18 protein-coding genes are annotated in these 17,390 nt (G+C 72.9%); 9 read left to right on the top strand and 9 right to left on the bottom strand.

Going from position 1 to position 17,390, the window contains the following annotated elements; translation table 11 throughout:
• Positions 1-164 precede the first annotated feature (164 nt).
• Positions 165-554: a sensor histidine kinase gene (locus ACBJ32_RS12845; RefSeq protein ID WP_375126870.1), complete on the top strand. Its 390-nt coding sequence runs from the start codon at positions 165-167 to the stop codon at positions 552-554.
• Positions 555-608: 54 nt separating this feature from the next.
• Here the strand turns inward: ACBJ32_RS12845 and map are convergent, their stop codons facing one another.
• Positions 609-1,457 carry a type I methionyl aminopeptidase gene (gene map, locus ACBJ32_RS12840; RefSeq protein ID WP_357865582.1) on the bottom strand — a complete coding sequence of 283 codons (849 nt, stop codon included), beginning with the start codon at positions 1,455-1,457 and terminating at the stop codon, positions 609-611.
• Between the two features lie 32 nt (positions 1,458-1,489).
• Here map and ACBJ32_RS12835 point away from each other — a divergent pair, with 32 nt between their 5' ends.
• Complete coding sequence (locus tag ACBJ32_RS12835) at positions 1,490-1,666, top strand: hypothetical protein (RefSeq protein ID WP_375126869.1); 177 nt, start codon at positions 1,490-1,492, stop codon at positions 1,664-1,666.
• A 27-nt stretch (positions 1,667-1,693) separates the two neighbouring features.
• Positions 1,694-2,653: a LysR family transcriptional regulator gene (locus ACBJ32_RS12830; RefSeq protein WP_357865585.1), complete on the top strand. Its 960-nt coding sequence runs from the start codon at positions 1,694-1,696 to the stop codon at positions 2,651-2,653.
• A 14-nt stretch (positions 2,654-2,667) separates the two neighbouring features.
• Here ACBJ32_RS12830 and ACBJ32_RS12825 read toward each other — a convergent pair whose 3' ends face one another.
• A complete protein-coding gene (locus ACBJ32_RS12825) occupies positions 2,668-3,246 on the bottom strand; it encodes a hypothetical protein (RefSeq protein WP_375126868.1) in 579 nt (192 codons plus the stop codon).
• A gap of 172 nt (positions 3,247-3,418) precedes the next feature.
• Between ACBJ32_RS12825 and ACBJ32_RS12820 the strand changes: the two genes are divergently transcribed.
• Positions 3,419-4,564, top strand: a complete 1,146-nt coding sequence (locus ACBJ32_RS12820; protein ID WP_375126867.1) for a lipase family protein — start codon at positions 3,419-3,421, stop codon at positions 4,562-4,564.
• 56 nt (positions 4,565-4,620) lie between these two features.
• A complete protein-coding gene (gene npdG / locus ACBJ32_RS12815; protein ID WP_375126866.1) occupies positions 4,621-5,274 on the top strand; it encodes an NADPH-dependent F420 reductase in 654 nt (217 codons plus the stop codon).
• 93 nt (positions 5,275-5,367) lie between these two features.
• Here npdG and ACBJ32_RS12810 read toward each other — a convergent pair whose 3' ends face one another.
• The 6 genes from ACBJ32_RS12810 to ACBJ32_RS12785 all read right to left on the bottom strand — a co-directional run bounded on the left by ACBJ32_RS12810 (position 5,368) and on the right by ACBJ32_RS12785 (position 11,093).
• Positions 5,368-5,973, bottom strand: coding sequence for a response regulator transcription factor (locus ACBJ32_RS12810; protein ID WP_357865592.1), 606 nt, complete (start codon positions 5,971-5,973; stop codon positions 5,368-5,370).
• Between the two features lie 142 nt (positions 5,974-6,115).
• The gene (locus tag ACBJ32_RS12805) at positions 6,116-7,318 is read right to left on the bottom strand and encodes a sensor histidine kinase (RefSeq protein ID WP_375126865.1); all 1,203 of its coding nucleotides are present in this window, start codon (positions 7,316-7,318) and stop codon (positions 6,116-6,118) included.
• 8 nt (positions 7,319-7,326) lie between these two features.
• Positions 7,327-8,046: an ABC transporter permease gene (locus tag ACBJ32_RS12800; RefSeq protein ID WP_375126864.1), complete on the bottom strand. Its 720-nt coding sequence runs from the start codon at positions 8,044-8,046 to the stop codon at positions 7,327-7,329.
• Positions 8,043-8,924 carry an ABC transporter ATP-binding protein gene (locus tag ACBJ32_RS12795; RefSeq protein WP_375126863.1) on the bottom strand — a complete coding sequence of 294 codons (882 nt, stop codon included), beginning with the start codon at positions 8,922-8,924 and terminating at the stop codon, positions 8,043-8,045. The genes ACBJ32_RS12800 and ACBJ32_RS12795 overlap by 4 nt, the downstream gene beginning before the upstream one ends.
• A 45-nt stretch (positions 8,925-8,969) precedes the next feature.
• Positions 8,970-9,659: an alpha/beta hydrolase gene (locus ACBJ32_RS12790; protein WP_375126862.1), complete on the bottom strand. Its 690-nt coding sequence runs from the start codon at positions 9,657-9,659 to the stop codon at positions 8,970-8,972.
• A gap of 12 nt (positions 9,660-9,671) precedes the next feature.
• Positions 9,672-11,093 (bottom strand): PLP-dependent aminotransferase family protein, encoded by a 1,422-nt coding sequence (locus ACBJ32_RS12785; protein ID WP_375126861.1) that lies wholly within the window; start codon positions 11,091-11,093, stop codon positions 9,672-9,674.
• A 59-nt stretch (positions 11,094-11,152) separates the two neighbouring features.
• Here ACBJ32_RS12785 and ACBJ32_RS12780 point away from each other — a divergent pair, with 59 nt between their 5' ends.
• Together ACBJ32_RS12780 and ACBJ32_RS12775 are read left to right on the top strand one after the other, a co-directional pair.
• On the top strand, positions 11,153-12,325 hold the full coding sequence (locus ACBJ32_RS12780; protein WP_357865603.1) for an aminotransferase class I/II-fold pyridoxal phosphate-dependent enzyme: 1,173 nt from the start codon (positions 11,153-11,155) through the stop codon (positions 12,323-12,325).
• A 10-nt stretch (positions 12,326-12,335) separates the two neighbouring features.
• A complete protein-coding gene (locus ACBJ32_RS12775) occupies positions 12,336-13,334 on the top strand; it encodes a pyridoxal-phosphate dependent enzyme (RefSeq protein ID WP_375126860.1) in 999 nt (332 codons plus the stop codon).
• Between the two features lie 70 nt (positions 13,335-13,404).
• Here ACBJ32_RS12775 and panB read toward each other — a convergent pair whose 3' ends face one another.
• The gene (panB, locus tag ACBJ32_RS12770; protein WP_357865605.1) at positions 13,405-14,235 is read right to left on the bottom strand and encodes a 3-methyl-2-oxobutanoate hydroxymethyltransferase; all 831 of its coding nucleotides are present in this window, start codon (positions 14,233-14,235) and stop codon (positions 13,405-13,407) included.
• A 147-nt stretch (positions 14,236-14,382) separates the two neighbouring features.
• Here panB and ACBJ32_RS12765 point away from each other — a divergent pair, with 147 nt between their 5' ends.
• Together ACBJ32_RS12765 and ACBJ32_RS12760 are read left to right on the top strand one after the other, a co-directional pair.
• Positions 14,383-15,621 carry an MFS transporter gene (locus ACBJ32_RS12765; RefSeq protein WP_357865606.1) on the top strand — a complete coding sequence of 413 codons (1,239 nt, stop codon included), beginning with the start codon at positions 14,383-14,385 and terminating at the stop codon, positions 15,619-15,621.
• A gap of 183 nt (positions 15,622-15,804) precedes the next feature.
• Entirely contained in the window at positions 15,805-17,367 is a 1,563-nt protein-coding gene (locus tag ACBJ32_RS12760; RefSeq protein WP_375126859.1) for an MFS transporter, read from the top strand.
• Positions 17,368-17,390 lie beyond the last annotated feature (23 nt).

The following is a 17,390-nucleotide window of genomic DNA, read 5'->3' as shown; positions in this document are numbered from 1 at the left end:
GGCAGGTAGCCTTTCTTACAGGGGAGACGGGCATAACCTCATCAGCTAGCGTGCGCACGCCTTGAGGGGGGATACGCACCGCAGCTTGGGAGCGCCGGAGTGGGGACCGGCGCTGCGCCCGGGGTGCCAAGGAAGGCGAGAACCAATTGTCGGAAGAGACACGGATGCGCGGGGGGCAGAGCCTGGCCGAGGCGCTCGAGAGCTACCTGGCCGAATGGTCGGAGCGCACCGGAATCGCGGTCGAGACGTGGGCGCTGCCCGCCACCGACGTGCCCTCCCGCGTGTCGAGCGGCGTCATGACCACCGTGCGCGAAGCCCTGTCCAACGTCGAGCAGCACAGCAGGGCCCGGACCGTGTCCATCGCCGTGACGGTCGGCAAGAGCGGGCTGCGGATGACCGTCAGCGACAACGGCCAGGGCTTTCCCGCGACGGGGGCCGGGCGGGGAATCGCCAGGATGCGGGCGGCCTTCGCCGAGATGGGCGGGACCCTGTCGGTGAACAGCGTGCACGGTGAGGGCACCACGGTGACGGGGGTGGTGCCCAGGCGGCACTGACGGGCGGCCGGGCCGTGACGGGGCGCCCCCCAGGGGTGACGGGCGCCCTCAGGGTCAGGGCAGCGTGAGGATCTCGCTGCCCGTGTCGGTGACGACGATCGTGTGCTCGAACTGGGCCGTGCGCTTGCGGTCCTTCGTCACGGCCGTCCACTTGTCGGGCCAGATCTCGTACTCGATCGTGCCCAGCGTCAGCATCGGCTCGATCGTGAACGTCATCCCCGGCACCAGCTCCACCCGCAGCGACGGATCGTCGTAATGCGGCACCATCAGCCCGGAGTGGAAGCTCGTGCCGATCCCGTGGCCGGTGAAGTCGCGCACCACGCCGTAGCCGAAGCGCTTGGCGTACGCCTCGATGACGCGGCCCACCACGTTGAGCTGCCGGCCGGGCGCGACCGCCTTGATGGCGCGCATCGTCGCCTCGCGGGTGCGCTCCACCAGCAGCCGCGACTCCTCGTCGACGTCTCCCACCAGGAACGTGGCGTCCGTGTCGCCGTGCACGCCGCCGATGTAGGCGGTGATGTCGACGTTGACGATGTCGCCGTCGCGCAGCACGGTGTCGTCGGGGATGCCGTGGCAGATGACCTCGTTGATCGAGGTGCACAACGACTTGGGGTAACCCTTGTAGCCGAGCGTGCTGGGGTAGGCGTTGTGGTCGAGGAGGAACTCGTGGCCGATCCTGTCGAGCTCGTCGGTGGTGACGCCCGGCCGGACGTGCTTGCCGACCTCCTCCAGGGCCTGGCCGGCGATCCTGCCGGCCACCCGCATCCGCTCGATGATCTCGGGGGTCTTCACGTCGGACTCGCCGGTCCTGGGGCGCTTCTTGCCGACGTACTCCGGCCGCTCGATGTGGGCGGGAACCTTTCGCATGGGCGAAACTCGCCCTGGCTGGAGCAGTGTCGTCATGAAACACGAGTCTACGGGGCAGAATTGACCTCGTGAGCGAAGGCCAGTGGTGGTTCTGTCTCAAGCACATGCGGGTCGAGCCCGACCAGGGCTGCCCCAACAAGGACCGGATGGGTCCGTACACGTCCGAGCAGGAGGCGGCCGGGGCGCTGCAGCGCGCCGCCGACCGCAACAAGTCATGGGACGAGGCGGACCAGGACGACGACTGATCAGCGTGCCCCAGTAGGCTGATCCGCGTGGAGATCGATCCTCGGCGGCTGCGCATCCTGTACGAGGTCGCCCGCCGCGGCGGCGTCCTGCGCGCCGCCGAGGCGCTGCACCTGACCTCCTCCGCCGTCTCGCAGCAGCTCGCCCAGCTCGAACGGGAGGTGGGGCTCCCCCTCATCGACCGCTCCCAGCGCAGCGTCTCGCTCACCCCGGCGGGGCGGGTGCTGGCCGGGTACGCCGAGCGGGTCGAGGAGGAGCTGGCCGAGGCGAAGCGGGAGCTGACCCGGTTCACCGAGCGGCTGGCGGGGCCGGTGCGCATCGCGGCCTTCGCCACCGTGATCAAGCACATCCTGGTGCCCGCCATCCGGGAGCTGGCCGTACGCCATCCCAGGATCACGCCGGTCATCCATGAGATCTTCGGGCAGCCGGCGCTGCAGGAGTTACGGCTGGGGTCGGTGGACGTGCTCATCACCGAGCAGGACATGGGCCTGCCCGCCCTGTCGCAGCCGTCGCTGAGCACGCGGCTGCTGCACGTGGACGAGTACCGCATCGTGGTGCCGCCGGACTGGCCCGAGCCGCCGACCACGGTGGCCGACCTCATGCGGTGCCCGTGGGTGGCCAGCGTGCCGCCCCACGCGTGCGGGCAGGCGCTGGAGCGGCTGGCGGGGCTGCACGGGTTCGAGCCGCGCAAGGTGCACCTGGTCGACGAGTTCGAGCCGGCGCTGGCGCTGGTGGCGGCCGGGCACGGGGTGGCGATCGTGCCGACGCTGGCGCTGCTGGACGTGCCGGAGGGCGAGGTGCTGGTGAGCGACATCCACGACGTGGGGGCGCGCAGGGTGGACGTCGTCACGAGGGCCGGCCGCACGCGCTCGGGGGAGCCCGATCCGGTGCACGCCGTGGTGATCGGGGTGATCGAGGAGGCCACCGCGGCGCTGGAGGCGTCCCTGCGCGGGCGGCTCGGGGAAGCCGACCCGGTCGCCGGCGCCTGAGCCGCGGGCTCCCGTCAGTCGGTGACCTGGGGGCCGCTGACCTTCTCCAGGAGGCGGGCCAGGCGCTCGCGCAGGCTCGGACGCTGCTCCAGCTCGCCCGCCGCCGCGCTCACCAGGTGCTGCGCCCCGTCGAACGTCACCGGCCCGTCACGCGGCACCGCGATCGCGTCGTGCGCGAGCCCGGCCAGCTCCCGGTCGCCGCCCTCGATGGCCAGGATGGTCGCCCCCGTACGCCGCGCGTCGTCCACCCGTTCCAGTAGCGGGACCGGCGCCTGCTGCTCCGACAGCACGAACAGCGTCTCCCCGCGGGCCGCCCGCTCCAGCCGGTCGAGGCCGACGCTCAGGTGGGCGGGCGCGCCGGGCGGGGGGTCCCAGCGCACCAGGGTGGGCGTGAGCTGGGACAGGCCGGACAGGCGGGCCTCGTCGGCGAGGTGCGCGGTCAGGTGCCAGGGCTCCTCGTCGGGCGTGCCCACCAGCAGCAGGCCGCCAGGGGAGCGGGTGGCCCGCAGGGCCAGACCCAGCTCGCGGGCGCGTTCGAGCCAGCCGGTCTCGGCGAGGATCTCGCGCAGGAAGGCCACCGATCCTGAGTCCATGTCCCCATGGTGCCCCACCGGGGTGAAGGGGGAGGCTGATTCGGGAGTGATGTGTTGACACGAGGTGTGTTCGCCCGTCATTTCGGGCCTTGACATGGAGTTACCCTCGGGTAACGATCGGCTCGCGGCGCCGCCGTCCCAAAGTGGTGATCCTCACGGAGAGGGGCGGCACATGACCTTACGTGTGCGCGTCAGCATGTCCATGATCCTGTTATCGATCATGTCGCTTCTCACCGCGGCGCCCGCCCGCGCCGCGGCACCAGGAGACGTCGTCTCCGCCCAGCCCACCACGGTCTACCTCCTGCCGGGCCAGCTCCTGGAGGTCCCGGTCAACGCCTGGCACCTGCGCTACAACTCCACGTCCGCCACCGGCGCCGTCAACACCGTCTCCGGCACCCTGCTCGTGCCCAGGGCCGGCTACCCGCTCGGCACGCGCCCGATCATCGGCTACGCCTTCGGCACCCACGGGCTCGGCGACCAGTGCGCGCCCTCCGTCAGCATGAGCCAGGGCAGGGAGGCCGAGCTCGCGCTGGTCAGCCTGTTCCTGCTCAAGGGGTACGCGGTCGCGATGACCGACTACGAGGGGCTCGGCACGCCGGGGCCGCACACGTACATGGCGGGGATCTCGCAGGGCCACGCCGTGCTCGACGCGATCAGGGCCGCCACCCGCGTGTCCGGCGCCGGGCTGTCGGCCGGCGCGCCCGTCGGCATCATGGGCTACTCCCAGGGCGGCGCCTCCGCCGCGTGGGCCGCCCAGCTCCAGCCCACGTACGCGCCCGAGCTGCGGCTGCGCGGCGTGGCGGCCGGTGGGGTGCCCGCCGACCTGCACGCCGTCGCCCAGCACCTGGACGGCAGCGCCGACTTCGGCCTGGCGGCGGCCGCCGGGGTCGGGCTCGACGCCGCCTACCCCGAGCTCGACCTCGAGGCCGACCTCAACGATCGCGGCCGCGCGCTGCTCGCCGACGCCGCCGACGACTGCGTGGGCGACCTGAGCAAGCTGGCCGGGCTCCGCTTCGCCGACCTGAGCCCGATCGACCTGCTCAACCAGCCCAAGTGGCTGACCCGCCTGGCGGAGAACCGGCTCGGCGCGATCCCGCCGCGGGTGCCGATGTTCCTGTACCACGGGCGCGGCGACCAGATCATCCCGCTGGCGATCGGGTCCACGCTGCGCACCGAGTACTGCAGGGCCGGGGTGCGGGTGCGGTGGATGTCGCTGCCCGCGCCCGACCACGTCACGGGCGCCATCGAGGGCGGTCCGCTGGCCATCGAATGGCTGGCCCTGCGGATCCTGGGACTGCCCGCCTCCGGCAACTGCTGAGACACGCGACAGACCCACCCGGTCCTCGTGCCGGGTGGGCCTGGCATGATCTGGTTATGACAGACGTGAACGGACTTTCCATCGCCATCCTCGGCGGCACCGGTGACCAGGGGAAGGGGCTGGCGCGGCGGTTCGCGCTGGCCGGGCATCCGGTGCTGATCGGCTCGCGCAGCGCCCAGCGGGCCCAGGAGGCCGCCGAGTCCATCGGGGCGGGCGCGACGGGTGACGAGAACGCGGTCGTGGCCGCGCGGGCCGACATCGTGATCGTGGCGGTGCCGTACGAGGGGCACAAGGCCTTGCTGGAGTCCCTGAAGGGCGAGCTGGCAGGCAAGATCGTGGTCGACTGCGTGAACCCGCTCGGGTTCGACAAGCAGGGCGCGTACGCGTTGCAGGTCGAGGAGGGCAGCGCCGCGCAGCAGGCGGCGGCCGTGCTGCCCGACAGCCGGGTGGTGGCCGCCTTCCACCACGTGTCGGCCGTGGTGCTGATGGATCCGGCCGTGGACAAGGTGGACCTCGACGTGCTGGTGCTGGGTGACGACCGCGAGGCCACCGACACCGTGCAGGCGCTGGCCGAGGTGATCCCGGGGGTGCGCGGCGTGTACGGCGGGCGGCTGCGCAACGCTCACCAGATCGAGGCGCTCACCGCCAACATCATCTCGGTCAACCGCCGCTACAAGGCTCACGCCGGGCTGCGCATCACCGACATTTGACGGCCGCACATCGCGCCGCCCGGCACGCGGGCGTCCGGCACGTGAATGCCAGGTGTCCGGGTGCCGGAGGTGTGGTCGGTGGGCAGCCGGGTGTCACAGCCAGCCGGCGTCCTCGGCGATCCGGATGGCGTCGATCTTGTTGCGCGCGCCCGTCTTCGTGATCGCCCCGGTCAGGTAGTTGCGTACGGTGCCGGGGGAGAGGTGGAGGCGGGCGGCGATCTCCTCGGCCGAGGCGCCCCTGGCGGCCTCCTTGAGCACGGTGGACTCCCGGGGCGTCAGAGGGCTCTCGCCGTACTCCATGGCCGACGACACCAGCTCCGCGTCCAGCACGCGCAGCCCGGCCGCGGTGCGCCTGATCGAGTCCGCCAGCCGGTCGCCGGGGGCGTCCTTGACCAGGAACGCCTCGATGCCGGCGGCCAGCGCCCTGCGCACGTGACCGGGCTGGCCCATCGCCGTGAGCACCAGGACGCGGCAGGACGGCAGGCGCTCGAGGAGCGTGGCGGCGGCGGTGATGCCGTCCACGACCGGGAGGTCGATGTCCAGGACCGCGACGTCGGGCCGGACGCGCAGTGCCTCGGGGACGATCTCGTCGCCGCGGGTGACCTCCGCGACGACCTCGATGTCGGGCTCCAGGCGAAGCAGGGCGGTGAGGGCGGCGCGGATCATGTGCATGTCCTCGGCGAGCAGCACCTTGATCATGGGGTGGCTCCCGCCGTGTGCCTGTCACGGCCCTCCGCAGCGTGGGCCGGCGGCAAGCCGCGGCCCGGGGTGACGGCGCGGCCCGGCGTGACGGCGCGGGTCGGTGGAACGGCGCAGGTTCGCGGGACGACGCGGGTCAGGGTCACGTCGCGACCTCGACGGCCAGGAGGAAGCCGCCCTCGCCCGTCAGGGTGCTGGCACAGGACCCGCCCGCCTGCGCCGCCCGCTCGGCCAGCCCCGTCAGGCCGCCGCCCGCCTGCACCGCCCGCTCCGACTGCACCGCCCGCTCCGCCTGCGCCGTCAGGCCGCCGCCCGCCTGCGCCATCCGCTCGGCCGGCCCCGTGGGACCGTCACCCGCGGCGCCGGGGACAGGGGCGGGGGAGGGTGGCGCGCCGTCGTTGGCCACCTCCAGCCGCACCGCGCCGCCGTGCAACGACGTGGTGATGGTGCAGGTCGTGGCCCTGCTGTGGCGCAGGACGTTGGTGACGCCCTCGCGTACGGCCCAGGCCAGCGCCTCCTCCGAGCGCCTCGGCAGCCGCACGTCCACCAGGTTCGCCTGCACGCCCACGCCCGACGACTCCAGCAGCGCCACCGCCCGGTCCACCTCGCCCGCCAGCGACAGCTCCCGGTACCCCCTGGCGACGTGCCGCACGTCCTGGGCGGCTTCCCTGGCCACCTGCACCAGCTCGCCCACCTCCGTACGCGCCGCGCCGGGGTCGCGCTCGATGAGCCGGCCGGCCAGATCGCCCTTGAGCGCGATCGCGGTGAGGCTGCGGCCCAGGCCGTCGTGCAGGTCGCGGGAGATGCGCAGCCGTTCCTTGAGCACCGCGGCCTCCGCCAGCTCGGCCCTGGCCTGCTCCAGCTCCACCGTCACCCGGACGAATCGCACCAGCGCGTAGATCATGGCGCCCGTCGTCGCGATCGTGGCCACGTAGAAGAACGTGACGTGGGCCGCCCCCAGGCCCCACCACATCCGGGTGCCCTCGCTCAGCATCATCAGCCCGACCAGCGCGCCGCCCCAGCCCAGCGGCAGGAGCACCAGCACCGACCCGGCGAGCATCGGCGCGGTGAGCGCCGACATGCCGCCGGGCAGCAGGAGGTCGGGCAGGTAGGTGGCCACCGCCTGCAGCACCAGCGTCGCGGGGAACAGGGCCGGACGCGCACCGCGCAGGCCGGCCCGCATGTTCACGTGATGGGTGGCGACGACGGCCGCCATGGACGCGACGGCCAGCACGCCGTAGTAGGCGCCCTGCCGGAAGTAGACGAGCGTGATCGCCGTGTACGCGCACGAGACGGCTGTGATGAGCACGCTCGCCAGCCGGCGGGCAGCGGAGGAGGAGACCACGACCACGATTATGACCTGCGCGGTTCCCAGCGGAACCACAGCCGCAGCGCGACGAAGCCCACGACGGCCCAGCCCGCCAGCACGAGGAGCGGCGCCACGACCTCGCCGGTCCTGACCGCGTCCACCACGACCGTGGTCGGCAGCAGGTCCAGGGCGGGCCGCAGCCAGGAGGGCACCGGGATGGGCCCCATCGCGCCCGCCGACACCGCGGCGACGAGGAAGACCGGCATGGTGTAGGCGGCGGCCAGCTCGGCTCGCGGGATCGCCGCCGTGTAGGCGGCCCCGAGCAGGGACATCACCACGGAGCCCGCGATCGTGACGGTGGCGAAGGCCACGGGGTTCGCGGGGAGAGGCACGCCCGCGGCGTACCGCACGGCCACCGCGCACACCACGATCAGGACCACGGTCTGCGTGGCCGTGCTGGCGATCTGGCCCAGCAGGAGCTGGCCGTCCGTCAGCCGAGTGGAGCGCAGCCGCTTGAGCACGAGCTGGTCGCGGCGGGCGGTCAGGGCCACGGCGATGTTCATGAACGCGGTGATCGCCAGCAGGATGGAGATCGAGCTCTGGGCGAGCGCGGCGGCGCCGGCGACGCCGCCGGCGGTGACGTGCCGCATCAGCGTGGGCAGGCCCACGGCCAGGCCGACCGGCGTGACGACCGAGGCGAACAGCATGGCCTTGTCCCGCCAGAACAGGCGGGTGCCGAGACGGTAGGTGGCGGTCAGGCTCATCGGGCGCTCATCTCCATGAAGAGGTCTTCCAGCGTGGCGGCGCGGACCTCCAGGCCCGCCAGGCGCAGCCCGCGCTCGGCCGCCCAGGTCAGCAGCGTCTGGGCGGCCAGGTCGGGGTCCTCGGCGCGGCACACGGCCAGCCCCTGCTCGACCGTGACCGGCAGCGGCAGGGCGCCGGGGTCCACGTGCTCGGGCAGCCGGAACGCCACCCGCCCGCCGCGGGCCGCGAGCGTCTCGGCCATGCCGCCGGAGGCCACGATGCGGCCCTCGTCCATGATCGCCATCGAGGCGGCCAGGCGCTGCGCCTCCTCCAGGTAGTGCGTGGTCAGCAGGATCGTGGTGCCCTGACCGGCCAGGTCGCGGATGACCTGCCAGGTGGCGGCGCGCGCCTCCGGGTCCATGCCGGCGGTCGGCTCGTCCAGGAAGAGCAGGTCGGGGCGGCCCAGCAGGGCCAGCGCCAGGTCCAGCCTGCGCTTCTCGCCACCGGAGAGCTGGCGCACCTTGGTGCCCGACCTGGCCCCCAGCCCGGCCAGCTCCAGCGCCTCGTCGCGGGGCCGGGGCGCGGAGGTGAAGTCGCGCCAGATGTCGACGGTCCGGGCGACCGTCAGGTCAGGGAAGAACCCGGCCTCCTGCAGCATGACGCCGGTGCGCCGGCGTACGGCCGCGCGGTCGGCGTGCGGGTCGAGGCCCAGCACCCGTACCGTGCCGCCGTCGGCCCGCTGGAAGCCGGCCAGCACCTCGATCGTGGTGGTCTTGCCCGCGCCGTTCCTGCCGAGCAAGGCGAAGATCTCTCCCTCGGCCACCTCGAACGAGATGCCCCGCACCGCCTCGAAACCCTGATGGCTCTTGCGGAGCCCGCTCACGTCGATCGCTGTCATGCGTCCCACTGTCGCGGGGGGCGGAGCCGGGCGACAGTGAAGAATTCACGACTTCCTGGAGAGCTTGAGCAGCGCGTCGGTGACGCCTTCCGGATCGACGATCTGGTGCAGGTGCATGCCGGGCACCCGGGTCACCGGCCAGCCCCGGCGGGCCGCCTCCTCGGCGACCGCGTCGTACGGCGGGCCGTACCACAGGAACGAGCACCTGACGGTGTCCCATCCGGCGGGCACGGGGATCGGCTGCGTGTAGTAGTCGAGCGGCAGCCGCGGCTGCTCGGCCGCCACCCGGATCCGGACGGCGGGGTCGGGCAGCATGGCCACCACGTCCTCCTCGTCCCACCAGTCGGTCCAGCGCGGCAGCACGCCCTCGGGGCCGGCCAGGTCGTGCAGGAACGGCAGGAACGCCTCCTCGGCGGTCTTGACCAGCCCTTCACCGGGCGGGATGTGCGCGTCGGCGAACACGCACGCCACCACCCGCTCGCCCAGCCCCTCCTTGACCACCGGCAGGAAGAACCCGGCGTTGCTGTGCACGACCAGTACGAGGGGCCCGTCGGCGGGCACGGCGGCCCGCACCGCCGCCACCACCCTCGGCCAGTAGGGTGCCCCGCCCGCCGACACGCCGGTCAGGTCGGGCACCGCGGCGGCATGCCCGCGGCGCTCCAGCGACTCGGCCACCGGAGCCCACGTCGAGGGCCCGACGGAGGGGCTGTGCACGAGTACGAACGTCGTCTGCATGCATCCACCCTTTCAGACGACGAGGGGGTGGCGGGAGACCGCGTGACCGGCCCCGTCGTACGAGGCCCAGGCCGCGGCCAGGTTGTCCACCGCCCGCGAGAGCTCGTCCTCGGGGAAGAGGAAGTGCAGCCGCAGGTGGTCGGCGTAGGCGCCCAGCGGGTCGAAGGAGCGGCCGGGCGGCACCGCGACGCCGTGCCTGAGCGCCACCTGGGCGAAGGAGTCGGCGTCGCCGTGCGGGACGCGTACCCAGATGGTCTGGCCGCCGAGGGCGGGCTCGAACGTCCAGGACGGCAGCCGTGCCCGCAGCTCGGCGCACAGATGGTCGTGGCGGCGGCGCAGCGTCGCGAGCTGGGCGGCGCGGACCTCGTCCAGGCGGCGCAGCAGCGCGGCGGCGGCGAGCTGGCTGACCACCTCGCCGCCGAGGTCCTGCACGGCCCGCAGCCTGGCCAGCCGCGAGACCAGCGGCGCCGCCGCGCGGATCCAGCCCACCCGCAGCCCACCCCAGACGAGCTTGCTCAGCGATCCGACCGTGATGATCTGCTCGCCCCGGTGGAAGCCGGCCAGCGGCATCGGGGTCTCGCCCGAGAAGCACAGCTCGGCGCGGACCTCGTCGTCGATCAGCGGCACGTCGTGCTCGGCGGCCAGCGTGGCCAGCCGCCTGCGCGACGGGTTGTCCATGATCGCGCCGTCCGGGTTGCGGACCGAGGGGACGAAGTAGGCCAGCGCCGGGCGCTCGCGCAGGTCCTCGATGCCGGTGGCGGGCCGCACGACCGCCGCCGCGTGCCGGAACGCCTCCAGCGCGCCCGGGTAGGCCGGCGTCTCGGCCAGCACCGTGTCGCCCGGCGCCACCAGCAGGCTGGTGAGCAGGGTGAGCGCCTGCTGGGCGCCCGTCGTCACGATGATCTCGTCGGGCGTCGTGGGCACGCCGCGGCCCGTGTAGTACGCGGCCAGCGCGGCCCGCAGCTCCGGGTTGCCCGCCGGCTGGTAACCCATCTCGTGCAGCCCGGCCAGGCGGTGGGCGGCCTCGGCGTACGCCTCGCACAGCGCGGGCGGCGGGTCGTGCGGGGCGGCGCACGTCAGGAGCTGCACGTTGTCCGGCGGGTGCAGGATGTGCAGCAGCAGCGGGTTGGCGGCCACGCCGTCGGCCGTGCGCGTGGCGGGCAGGTCGAGCGCGGCCACCCTGGTGCCGCTGCCCTGGCGGCGCACCAGCCGGCCCTCCTGCTGGAGCAGGTCGTACGCGGCCACCACCGTGCCCCGGCCCACCGCCAGCCGCCTGGCCAGCACCCGGTCGGGAGGCAGCGGCTCGTCCGGCGCGAGCACGCCGTCGTCGATCAGCGCCCGCAGGCGGGCGGCGAGCAGCAGGTACAGCGGCCCGCGCCCGGACGCCCACCGGCCGAGCAGATCGACGAGGTCATCGAGATTGGCCCCATTCATGGACCAATTCTGCCGTATTGGCTCTGACATCGGATCCGCGGCGGATGGATCCTGGGGTCATGAACGATTTCCGCCCCGAGACGAGAGCCGTGCACGTCCCCCAGCCGCCCATCGAGGGCAGCCGCCCCATCAGCGTGCCGATCTACCAGACCTCAGGCTTCACCTTCGACGACCCCGCCGTCATGGCCGAGTCGATGGGGCGCCCCGACGGGGCGTTCGTGTACGGGCGCTACAGCAACCCGACCGTGCGCTCGCTGGAGCTCGCCGTGGCCGGGCTGGAGGGCGGCGAGCACGCCATCGCGACGGGCTCGGGCATGGGCGCGATCAACGTGGTCCTGCTCGGCCTGCTCAAGCCCGGTGACCACTTCGTGGCCCAGCGCTCCCTGTACGGGGGCACCGCCGCCATGATCAACGAGCTGGTCGCCCGGTTCGGCATCACCGTCACGTACGTGCCGGAGAACGACCCCGCCGCCCTGCGCGCCGCCGTCCGCCCCGAGACCCGGCTGGTCTACCTGGAGACGATCAGCAACCCGATGACGCTGGTGGCCGACCTGCCCGGGATGTGCGAGGCGGCCCGCGACCTGGGGATCCTGTCCGTGGTGGACAACACGTTCGCCACGCCCCTGCTGTGCCGCCCCTTCGAGCACGGGGCGGACATCGTCGTGCACTCCACCACCAAGTACCTGTCCGGGCACACCGACGTGGTGGGCGGGATCGCCGTCTTCGCCGATCGCGGGCTCTACGACAAGCTGTGGCACTTCGCGATCGAGCTGGGGGCCTCGCCCGACCCGTTCGCGAGCTGGCTGACGGTGCGCGGGCTGCAGACGCTCGCGCTGCGCATGGAGCGCCACTGCGCCAACGCCGAGTACCTGGCCACCCGGCTGGCCGAGCACCCCGCCGTCACGGCCGTGCACTGGCCGGGGCTGGCCACGCATCCCTCGTACGAGCTGGCGGCCAAGCTGCTGCCCGGGTTCGGCGGGGTGTTCTCGTTCGACCTGGCCGGCGGGCGGGCGGCCGGGGAGCGGTTCATGAGCTCCGTACGCCTGGCGCTGCTCGCCCCCTCGCTCGGCGGCGTCGAGACGCTCGTCCTGCACCCCGCCACCACCTCCCACCGCGCGCTCAGCCCGGAGGAGCTGCGGCGCAGCGGCATCGGCGAGGGCACCGTCCGTATCGCGGTCGGCATCGAGCACCCCGAGGACCTGTGGGCCGACGTGTCCCAGGCCCTGGCATAGCCTGAGGACCGTGACGACTGTTGACCGTGAGCACGTGCCGGCGGCCGCGCGGCGGATCGCCGGGCACGTGCTCCGCACGCCCGTGATCGAGGTTTCGCCGGGGCTGTGGCTGAAGCTGGAGCTGCTGCAGCACACGGGGTCCTTCAAGGTGCGCGGGGCGTTCAACCGCATGCTGTCCGCCGGTGAGCTGCCCGGGAGCGGCGTGATCGCCGCCAGCGGGGGCAACCACGGGCTGGCGGTGGCGTTCGCCGCGCGGGCCCTGGGTGTGCGGGCGGAGATCTTCGTGCCCGAGGTGACCAGCCCGGTCAAGGTGGCGGGGCTTCGGGCGCTGGGCGCGCACATCACGCAGACCGGCGCCATCTACTCCGACGCCGCCGACGCCGCCGCCAAGCGGGCCGCCGAGACCGGCGCCCTGGTGGTGCACGCCTACGATCAGGCCGAGGTGGTGGCCGGGCAGGGCACGACGGGGCTCGAGCTGGTCGAGCAGACCGGCGGGGTGGACACGGTGCTGGTGGCGGTCGGCGGCGGCGGCTTCGCAGCGGGCATCACCCTCGGCACGGCCGCCGCGACCTCGGCCGGTTCCGGTCCGGCGGGTGCTGCGGCTTCGGCCGGTTCCGGTCCGGCGGGTGCTGCCGGGGCGGGTGGGCCGAAGATCGTGTGCGTCGAGCCCGAGCGGATCCCGACCCTGCACGCGGCGCTCCAGGCGGGCGAGCCGGTGCAGGTCGAGGTCGACGGCGTGGCGGCCGACGCGCTCGGGGCCAGCAAGATCGGCCGGCTGGCGTTCGAGGTGCTGTCCGGGCCCCGGGTGGAGAGCGTGCTGGTGACGGACGAGGCGATCGTGTCGGCGCGGCGTACGCTCTGGGAGCGGCACCGGCTGGCGGCCGAGCACGCGGGCGCGGCCGCCTACGCGGCGCTGCTGTCGGGCGTCTACCGGCCGGTGCCGGGGGAGCGGGTGGCCGTGGTGGTGTGCGGCTCGAACACCGACCCCGCCACGCTGACCACCGGCTGACCCGGCACGCACGCCATCACGCTGGGACCGGTGGCCACCCCACCCGGGCGGCCACCAGGCAGGTGCCCGCTCAGCTGTAGGTGTGCTCCGCCGCCGGGAACGCCCCGGACGCCACGTCGTCGGCGAAGGCGCGTACGGCGCGGTCCATCTCGCCGGCGAGATCGGAGTACCGCTTGACGAACCTGGCCGGCCGCGGCGTGAGCCCCATGAGGTCCTGCCACACCAGGACCTGGGCGTCCGTCGCCGCTCCCGCCCCGATCCCGATGGTCGGGATCGCCAGCGACGTCGTCACCCGCTGCGCCAGGTCGGCCGGTACGCACTCCAGCACCACCGAGAACGCCCCGGCCCGCTCCAGGTCCTTGGCGTCCGACATGAGCTCGTCGCCCGACTGGCCCCGCCCCTGTACGCGGTAACCGCCCATGACGTTGACCGACTGCGGGGTCAGCCCGAGGTGCGCCATGACCGGCACGCCGGCCGAGACCAGCGCCTCGACCTGCGGCAGGACCCGCCGTCCGCCCTCCAGCTTGACCGCGTGCGCCCCGGCCTCCTTCATGAACCTCGCCGCCGACTCCAGGGCCTGCTGGGGCGAGGCCTGGTACGAGCCGAACGGCAGGTCGGCGACCACCAGGGCGCGCGCGGAGCCGCGCACGACGGCGGCCGTGAGCGGCAGGAGGTCGTCGACCGTGACCGGGAGCGTGGAGTCGTAGCCGTAGACGACCATGGCCGCCGAGTCGCCCACGAGCAGGACCGGGATGCCCGCCGCGTCGAACACCCGCGCCGTCATCGCGTCGTAGGCGGTGACCATCGGCCACCGCTCTCCGCGCTCCTTGGCGGCGGTGAGGTCGCGGACGGTGACGCGGCGCCCGGACACGCCGCCGTACAGCGTGGTTGAAGAGGACATGTGTGAACCCTCCAGGAAACGTCTCGAGGCGCCCCAGTGGCGTCCCCGGACTCACTCCGATGATGGCACGCGCGGTCATACGCGGAAAACCTGTGGCAAAACTGTCGGTGCCTCTTGACACAATCGACGTCGGAGGTAATGAACACCATGGCTCTCGACCCTTACCGTCGCCTGCTCAAGATCCCAGGCGTCCCCACGCTGCTCCTGGTGGGGCTGCTGGCCCGCGTGCCCGCCACGGCCGTGGGCATGGCGCTGACCCTGCACGTGGCGGAGGTGATGGGGCTCGACTACGGCCCGGCGGGGCTGATCTCCATGGCCAGCACGATCGGCATGGCCGTCGGCTCGCCGCTGGCGGGAAGGTTCGTCGACAGGCACGGGCTGCGTCCGGTGCTCGCCGTCACCACCGTGGCGCAGGCGGCGTTCTGGGCGAGCGCGTGGGCGCTGCCGTTCCCCGTCCTGCTCGTGGCGGCGGCGGTGGCGGGGCTGCTGGCGTTGCCGGTGTTCAGCGTGACCAGGCAGTGCCTGGCGGCCATGGTGCCGGTCGAGCAGCGGCGCAGCGGGTTCGCGCTCGACTCGATGCTGGTCGAGATGTCGTACATGGTGGGGCCCGCGCTCGCGGTCGCGGGCATCACGACGCTGGGCAGCGGCGTGACGCTGACGGCCATCGGGGCCGGCCTGACGGCGGCGGGGCTGGGGCTGATCCTGCTCAACCCGCCGGTCCGGTCGGTCGCGGAGCTCGAGGTGGAGGCCGTGAAGGTGCCGAGGCGGCAGTGGCTCACGCCGGCGTTCGTGGCGCTGCTCGGCACGGCCGCGGCCGCCACGTTCGTGCTCACCGCTACCGAGCTCTCCCTGGTCGCCACCATGAACCAGGCGGGGCAGACCGTGTGGGTCGGGCTGGCGGTGGCCATCTGGTGCGTGTTCTCGCTCGTCGGCGGTTTCGTGTACGGCGGGCTGTCGCGGGGCTTCTCGCCGCTGGCCCTGATCGCCGCCATGGGCGTGCTGACCATCCCGGTGGGGCTGGTGGGGGGCGGCTGGCACTGGCTGGTGCTGGCGCTGCTGCCCGCCGGGCTGCTGTGCGCGCCCGCCCTGTCGTCCACCGTCGACGCGCTCAGCCGGTGGGTGCCCAGCGCGGCGCGGGGCGAGGCGATGGGCTTCCACGGCACCGCCCTGCTGATCGGCGGGGCCGCCTCGGCGCCCATCGCGGGCGCCGTCATCGACGGGGCCGGGCCTGAGTGGGCGTTCGTGCTGGCCGGGGTGGTCGGGGTGGCCATGGTGGTGGTCGCCCTGCCGTTCTGGCGGCGCCGCCCGCCCGGCGATGGTTCGGGGACGCAGCTGAAGCCGGAGGCCGCCGAGCTGCCCGAGCCTGCCGCCGTCTCGCCGTCCTGACAGTGGTGTGAGCGGGGCCCGGGAGCGAGCGGGGGCTGCTCCCGGGCCCCGTCGCGTCTCATGGGCACCCGCTAAGGCGGGAGTTCACCTCCAGTTTACGAAACGGGACCGTTGCGTATCGGAATGCCTTGCGATACGGTGGCGTTGCGAAACTTAGACGTATCGAAATTAAGGATGTCTCCCATGGACTCGAACACAGGACATCCACGCCGCTGGGGGATCCTCGGCGTGCTGGTGTTCAGCCTGCTGGCCGTGGTGCTCGACAACACGATCCTGAACGTGGCGATGAAGACCATCGCCGACGAGACGGTCGGCTTGGGCGCCACCCAGAGCGAGCTGGAGTGGGCGATCAACTCCTACACGCTCGTGTTCGCCGGATTGTTGTTCACCTTCGGCGTGATCGGCGACCGAACAGGGCGCAAGCGCATGTTGTTCATCGGCATGTTGCTGTTCGGCCTGGCCTCGCTGGCCAGCGCCTATTCGCAGGACCCGATGCAGCTGATCCTGGCCAGGGCGGCGATGGGCATCGGCGGCGCGGCCATCATGCCGGCCACGCTGGCGATCATCTCCAACGTGTTCCCGCCGGCCGAGCGGGGCAAGGCGATCGGCGTGTGGGCCGGTGGCGTGGGCCTCGCGGTGGCGATCGGCCCCATCACGGGCGGCCTGCTGATCGAGCACTTCTGGTGGGGCTCGGTCTTCCTGATCAACGTGCCGATCGTGATCATCAGCATGATCCTCATCGCGGCCGTCGTGCCCGAGTCGCGTGACCCCAAGCCGTCCAGGCTGGACCCGGTCGGCGTGGTGCTGTCCATCATCGGCCTGGTGGCCGTGGTGTACGGCATCATCCGCGGCGGCGAGCTGGGCACCGTGGCGAGCGCGGAGGTGCTGGTCCCGACGCTGGCCGGGGTGGCGGTGCTGGGCGTGTTCGTGTGGTGGGAGCGGCGCATCGACCACCCGGTGTTCGACGTGCGCAGCTTCGGCAACGTGCGCTTCAGCTCGGCCATCGGCATGATGGGCATCGTCTTCTTCGCGATGATGGGCGGGATGTTCTTCCTCACGTTCTACCTGCAGATCGTGCTGGGGTTCACGCCGATCCAGGCGGGCGCGCTGATGATCCCGTTCGCCGCCGCGCAGCTCATCTTCGCGCCGCTCAGCCAGCGCATCAACGAACGGTTCGGCGCCAAGCTGTCGGCCACCGTCAGCATGATCGTGGTCACGCTGGCGCTGGGCAGCTACGCGCTCATGGACCAGAACACGCCGATCGTGCTGATCGAGGTCATCTTCTTCGTCCAGGGCGCCGCGATGGCGAACATCATGCCGCCCGCGACCACGGCCATCATGGAGTCGCTGCCCAGGGAGAAGGCCGGTGTCGGCTCGGCGATGAGCAACACCGTCCGGCAGGTGTCCGGCGCGCTCGGCGTGGCCGTGCTCGGCTCGGTGCTGTCGTCCAGCTACCGCGGCCAGATGGAGCCCGCGCTGGCCGGCCTGCCCGAGGACGTACGGCACGCGGCCGGTGAGTCGCTCATGGCGACGATGACCGTGGTGCAGGAGCTCGGCGCCCAGGGGCGGGCGCTGGTGCAGCCGGCGTTCACCGCGTTCGTGGACGGCATGCACGTCACGGCGCTGGTGTCGGCGGTGATCGGGCTGCTCGGCATCGCGGTGGTGGCCCGGTGGATGCCCGGAAAGGTCCGCGCCGCCAAGCACGCGGCCCAGGAGGAGCCGGTGCTGACGTCGTCCCGCGGGTGAGGGCCGGCCGATGGAGCGAGCAG

Source organism: Nonomuraea sp. GTA35, assembly GCF_041950525.1.
Taxonomy (GTDB): domain Bacteria; phylum Actinomycetota; class Actinomycetes; order Streptosporangiales; family Streptosporangiaceae; genus Nonomuraea.
Note: the sequence above shows the minus strand (reverse complement) of the source record. Positions and strands in the feature narration are given on the sequence as shown.

Bases quoted from the DNA above. Each gene is read 5' to 3' on its own strand.
- ACBJ32_RS12845 (WP_375126870.1), top strand. From the start codon at position 165: ATGCGCGGGGGGCAGAGCCTGGCCGAGGCGCTCGAGAGCTACCTGGCC.
- map (WP_357865582.1), bottom strand. From the start codon at position 1,457: ATGACGACACTGCTCCAGCCAGGGCGAGTTTCGCCCATGCGAAAGGTT.
- ACBJ32_RS12825 (WP_375126868.1), bottom strand. From the start codon at position 3,246: ATGGACTCAGGATCGGTGGCCTTCCTGCGCGAGATCCTCGCCGAGACC.
- ACBJ32_RS12820 (WP_375126867.1), top strand. From the start codon at position 3,419: ATGACCTTACGTGTGCGCGTCAGCATGTCCATGATCCTGTTATCGATC.
- npdG (WP_375126866.1), top strand. From the start codon at position 4,621: ATGACAGACGTGAACGGACTTTCCATCGCCATCCTCGGCGGCACCGGT.
- ACBJ32_RS12810 (WP_357865592.1), bottom strand. From the start codon at position 5,973: ATGATCAAGGTGCTGCTCGCCGAGGACATGCACATGATCCGCGCCGCC.
- ACBJ32_RS12800 (WP_375126864.1), bottom strand. From the start codon at position 8,046: ATGAGCCTGACCGCCACCTACCGTCTCGGCACCCGCCTGTTCTGGCGG.
- ACBJ32_RS12795 (WP_375126863.1), bottom strand. From the start codon at position 8,924: ATGACAGCGATCGACGTGAGCGGGCTCCGCAAGAGCCATCAGGGTTTC.
- ACBJ32_RS12790 (WP_375126862.1), bottom strand. From the start codon at position 9,659: ATGCAGACGACGTTCGTACTCGTGCACAGCCCCTCCGTCGGGCCCTCG.
- ACBJ32_RS12785 (WP_375126861.1), bottom strand. From the start codon at position 11,093: ATGAATGGGGCCAATCTCGATGACCTCGTCGATCTGCTCGGCCGGTGG.
- ACBJ32_RS12780 (WP_357865603.1), top strand. From the start codon at position 11,153: ATGAACGATTTCCGCCCCGAGACGAGAGCCGTGCACGTCCCCCAGCCG.
- panB (WP_357865605.1), bottom strand. From the start codon at position 14,235: ATGTCCTCTTCAACCACGCTGTACGGCGGCGTGTCCGGGCGCCGCGTC.
- ACBJ32_RS12765 (WP_357865606.1), top strand. From the start codon at position 14,383: ATGGCTCTCGACCCTTACCGTCGCCTGCTCAAGATCCCAGGCGTCCCC.
- ACBJ32_RS12760 (WP_375126859.1), top strand. From the start codon at position 15,805: ATGGACTCGAACACAGGACATCCACGCCGCTGGGGGATCCTCGGCGTG.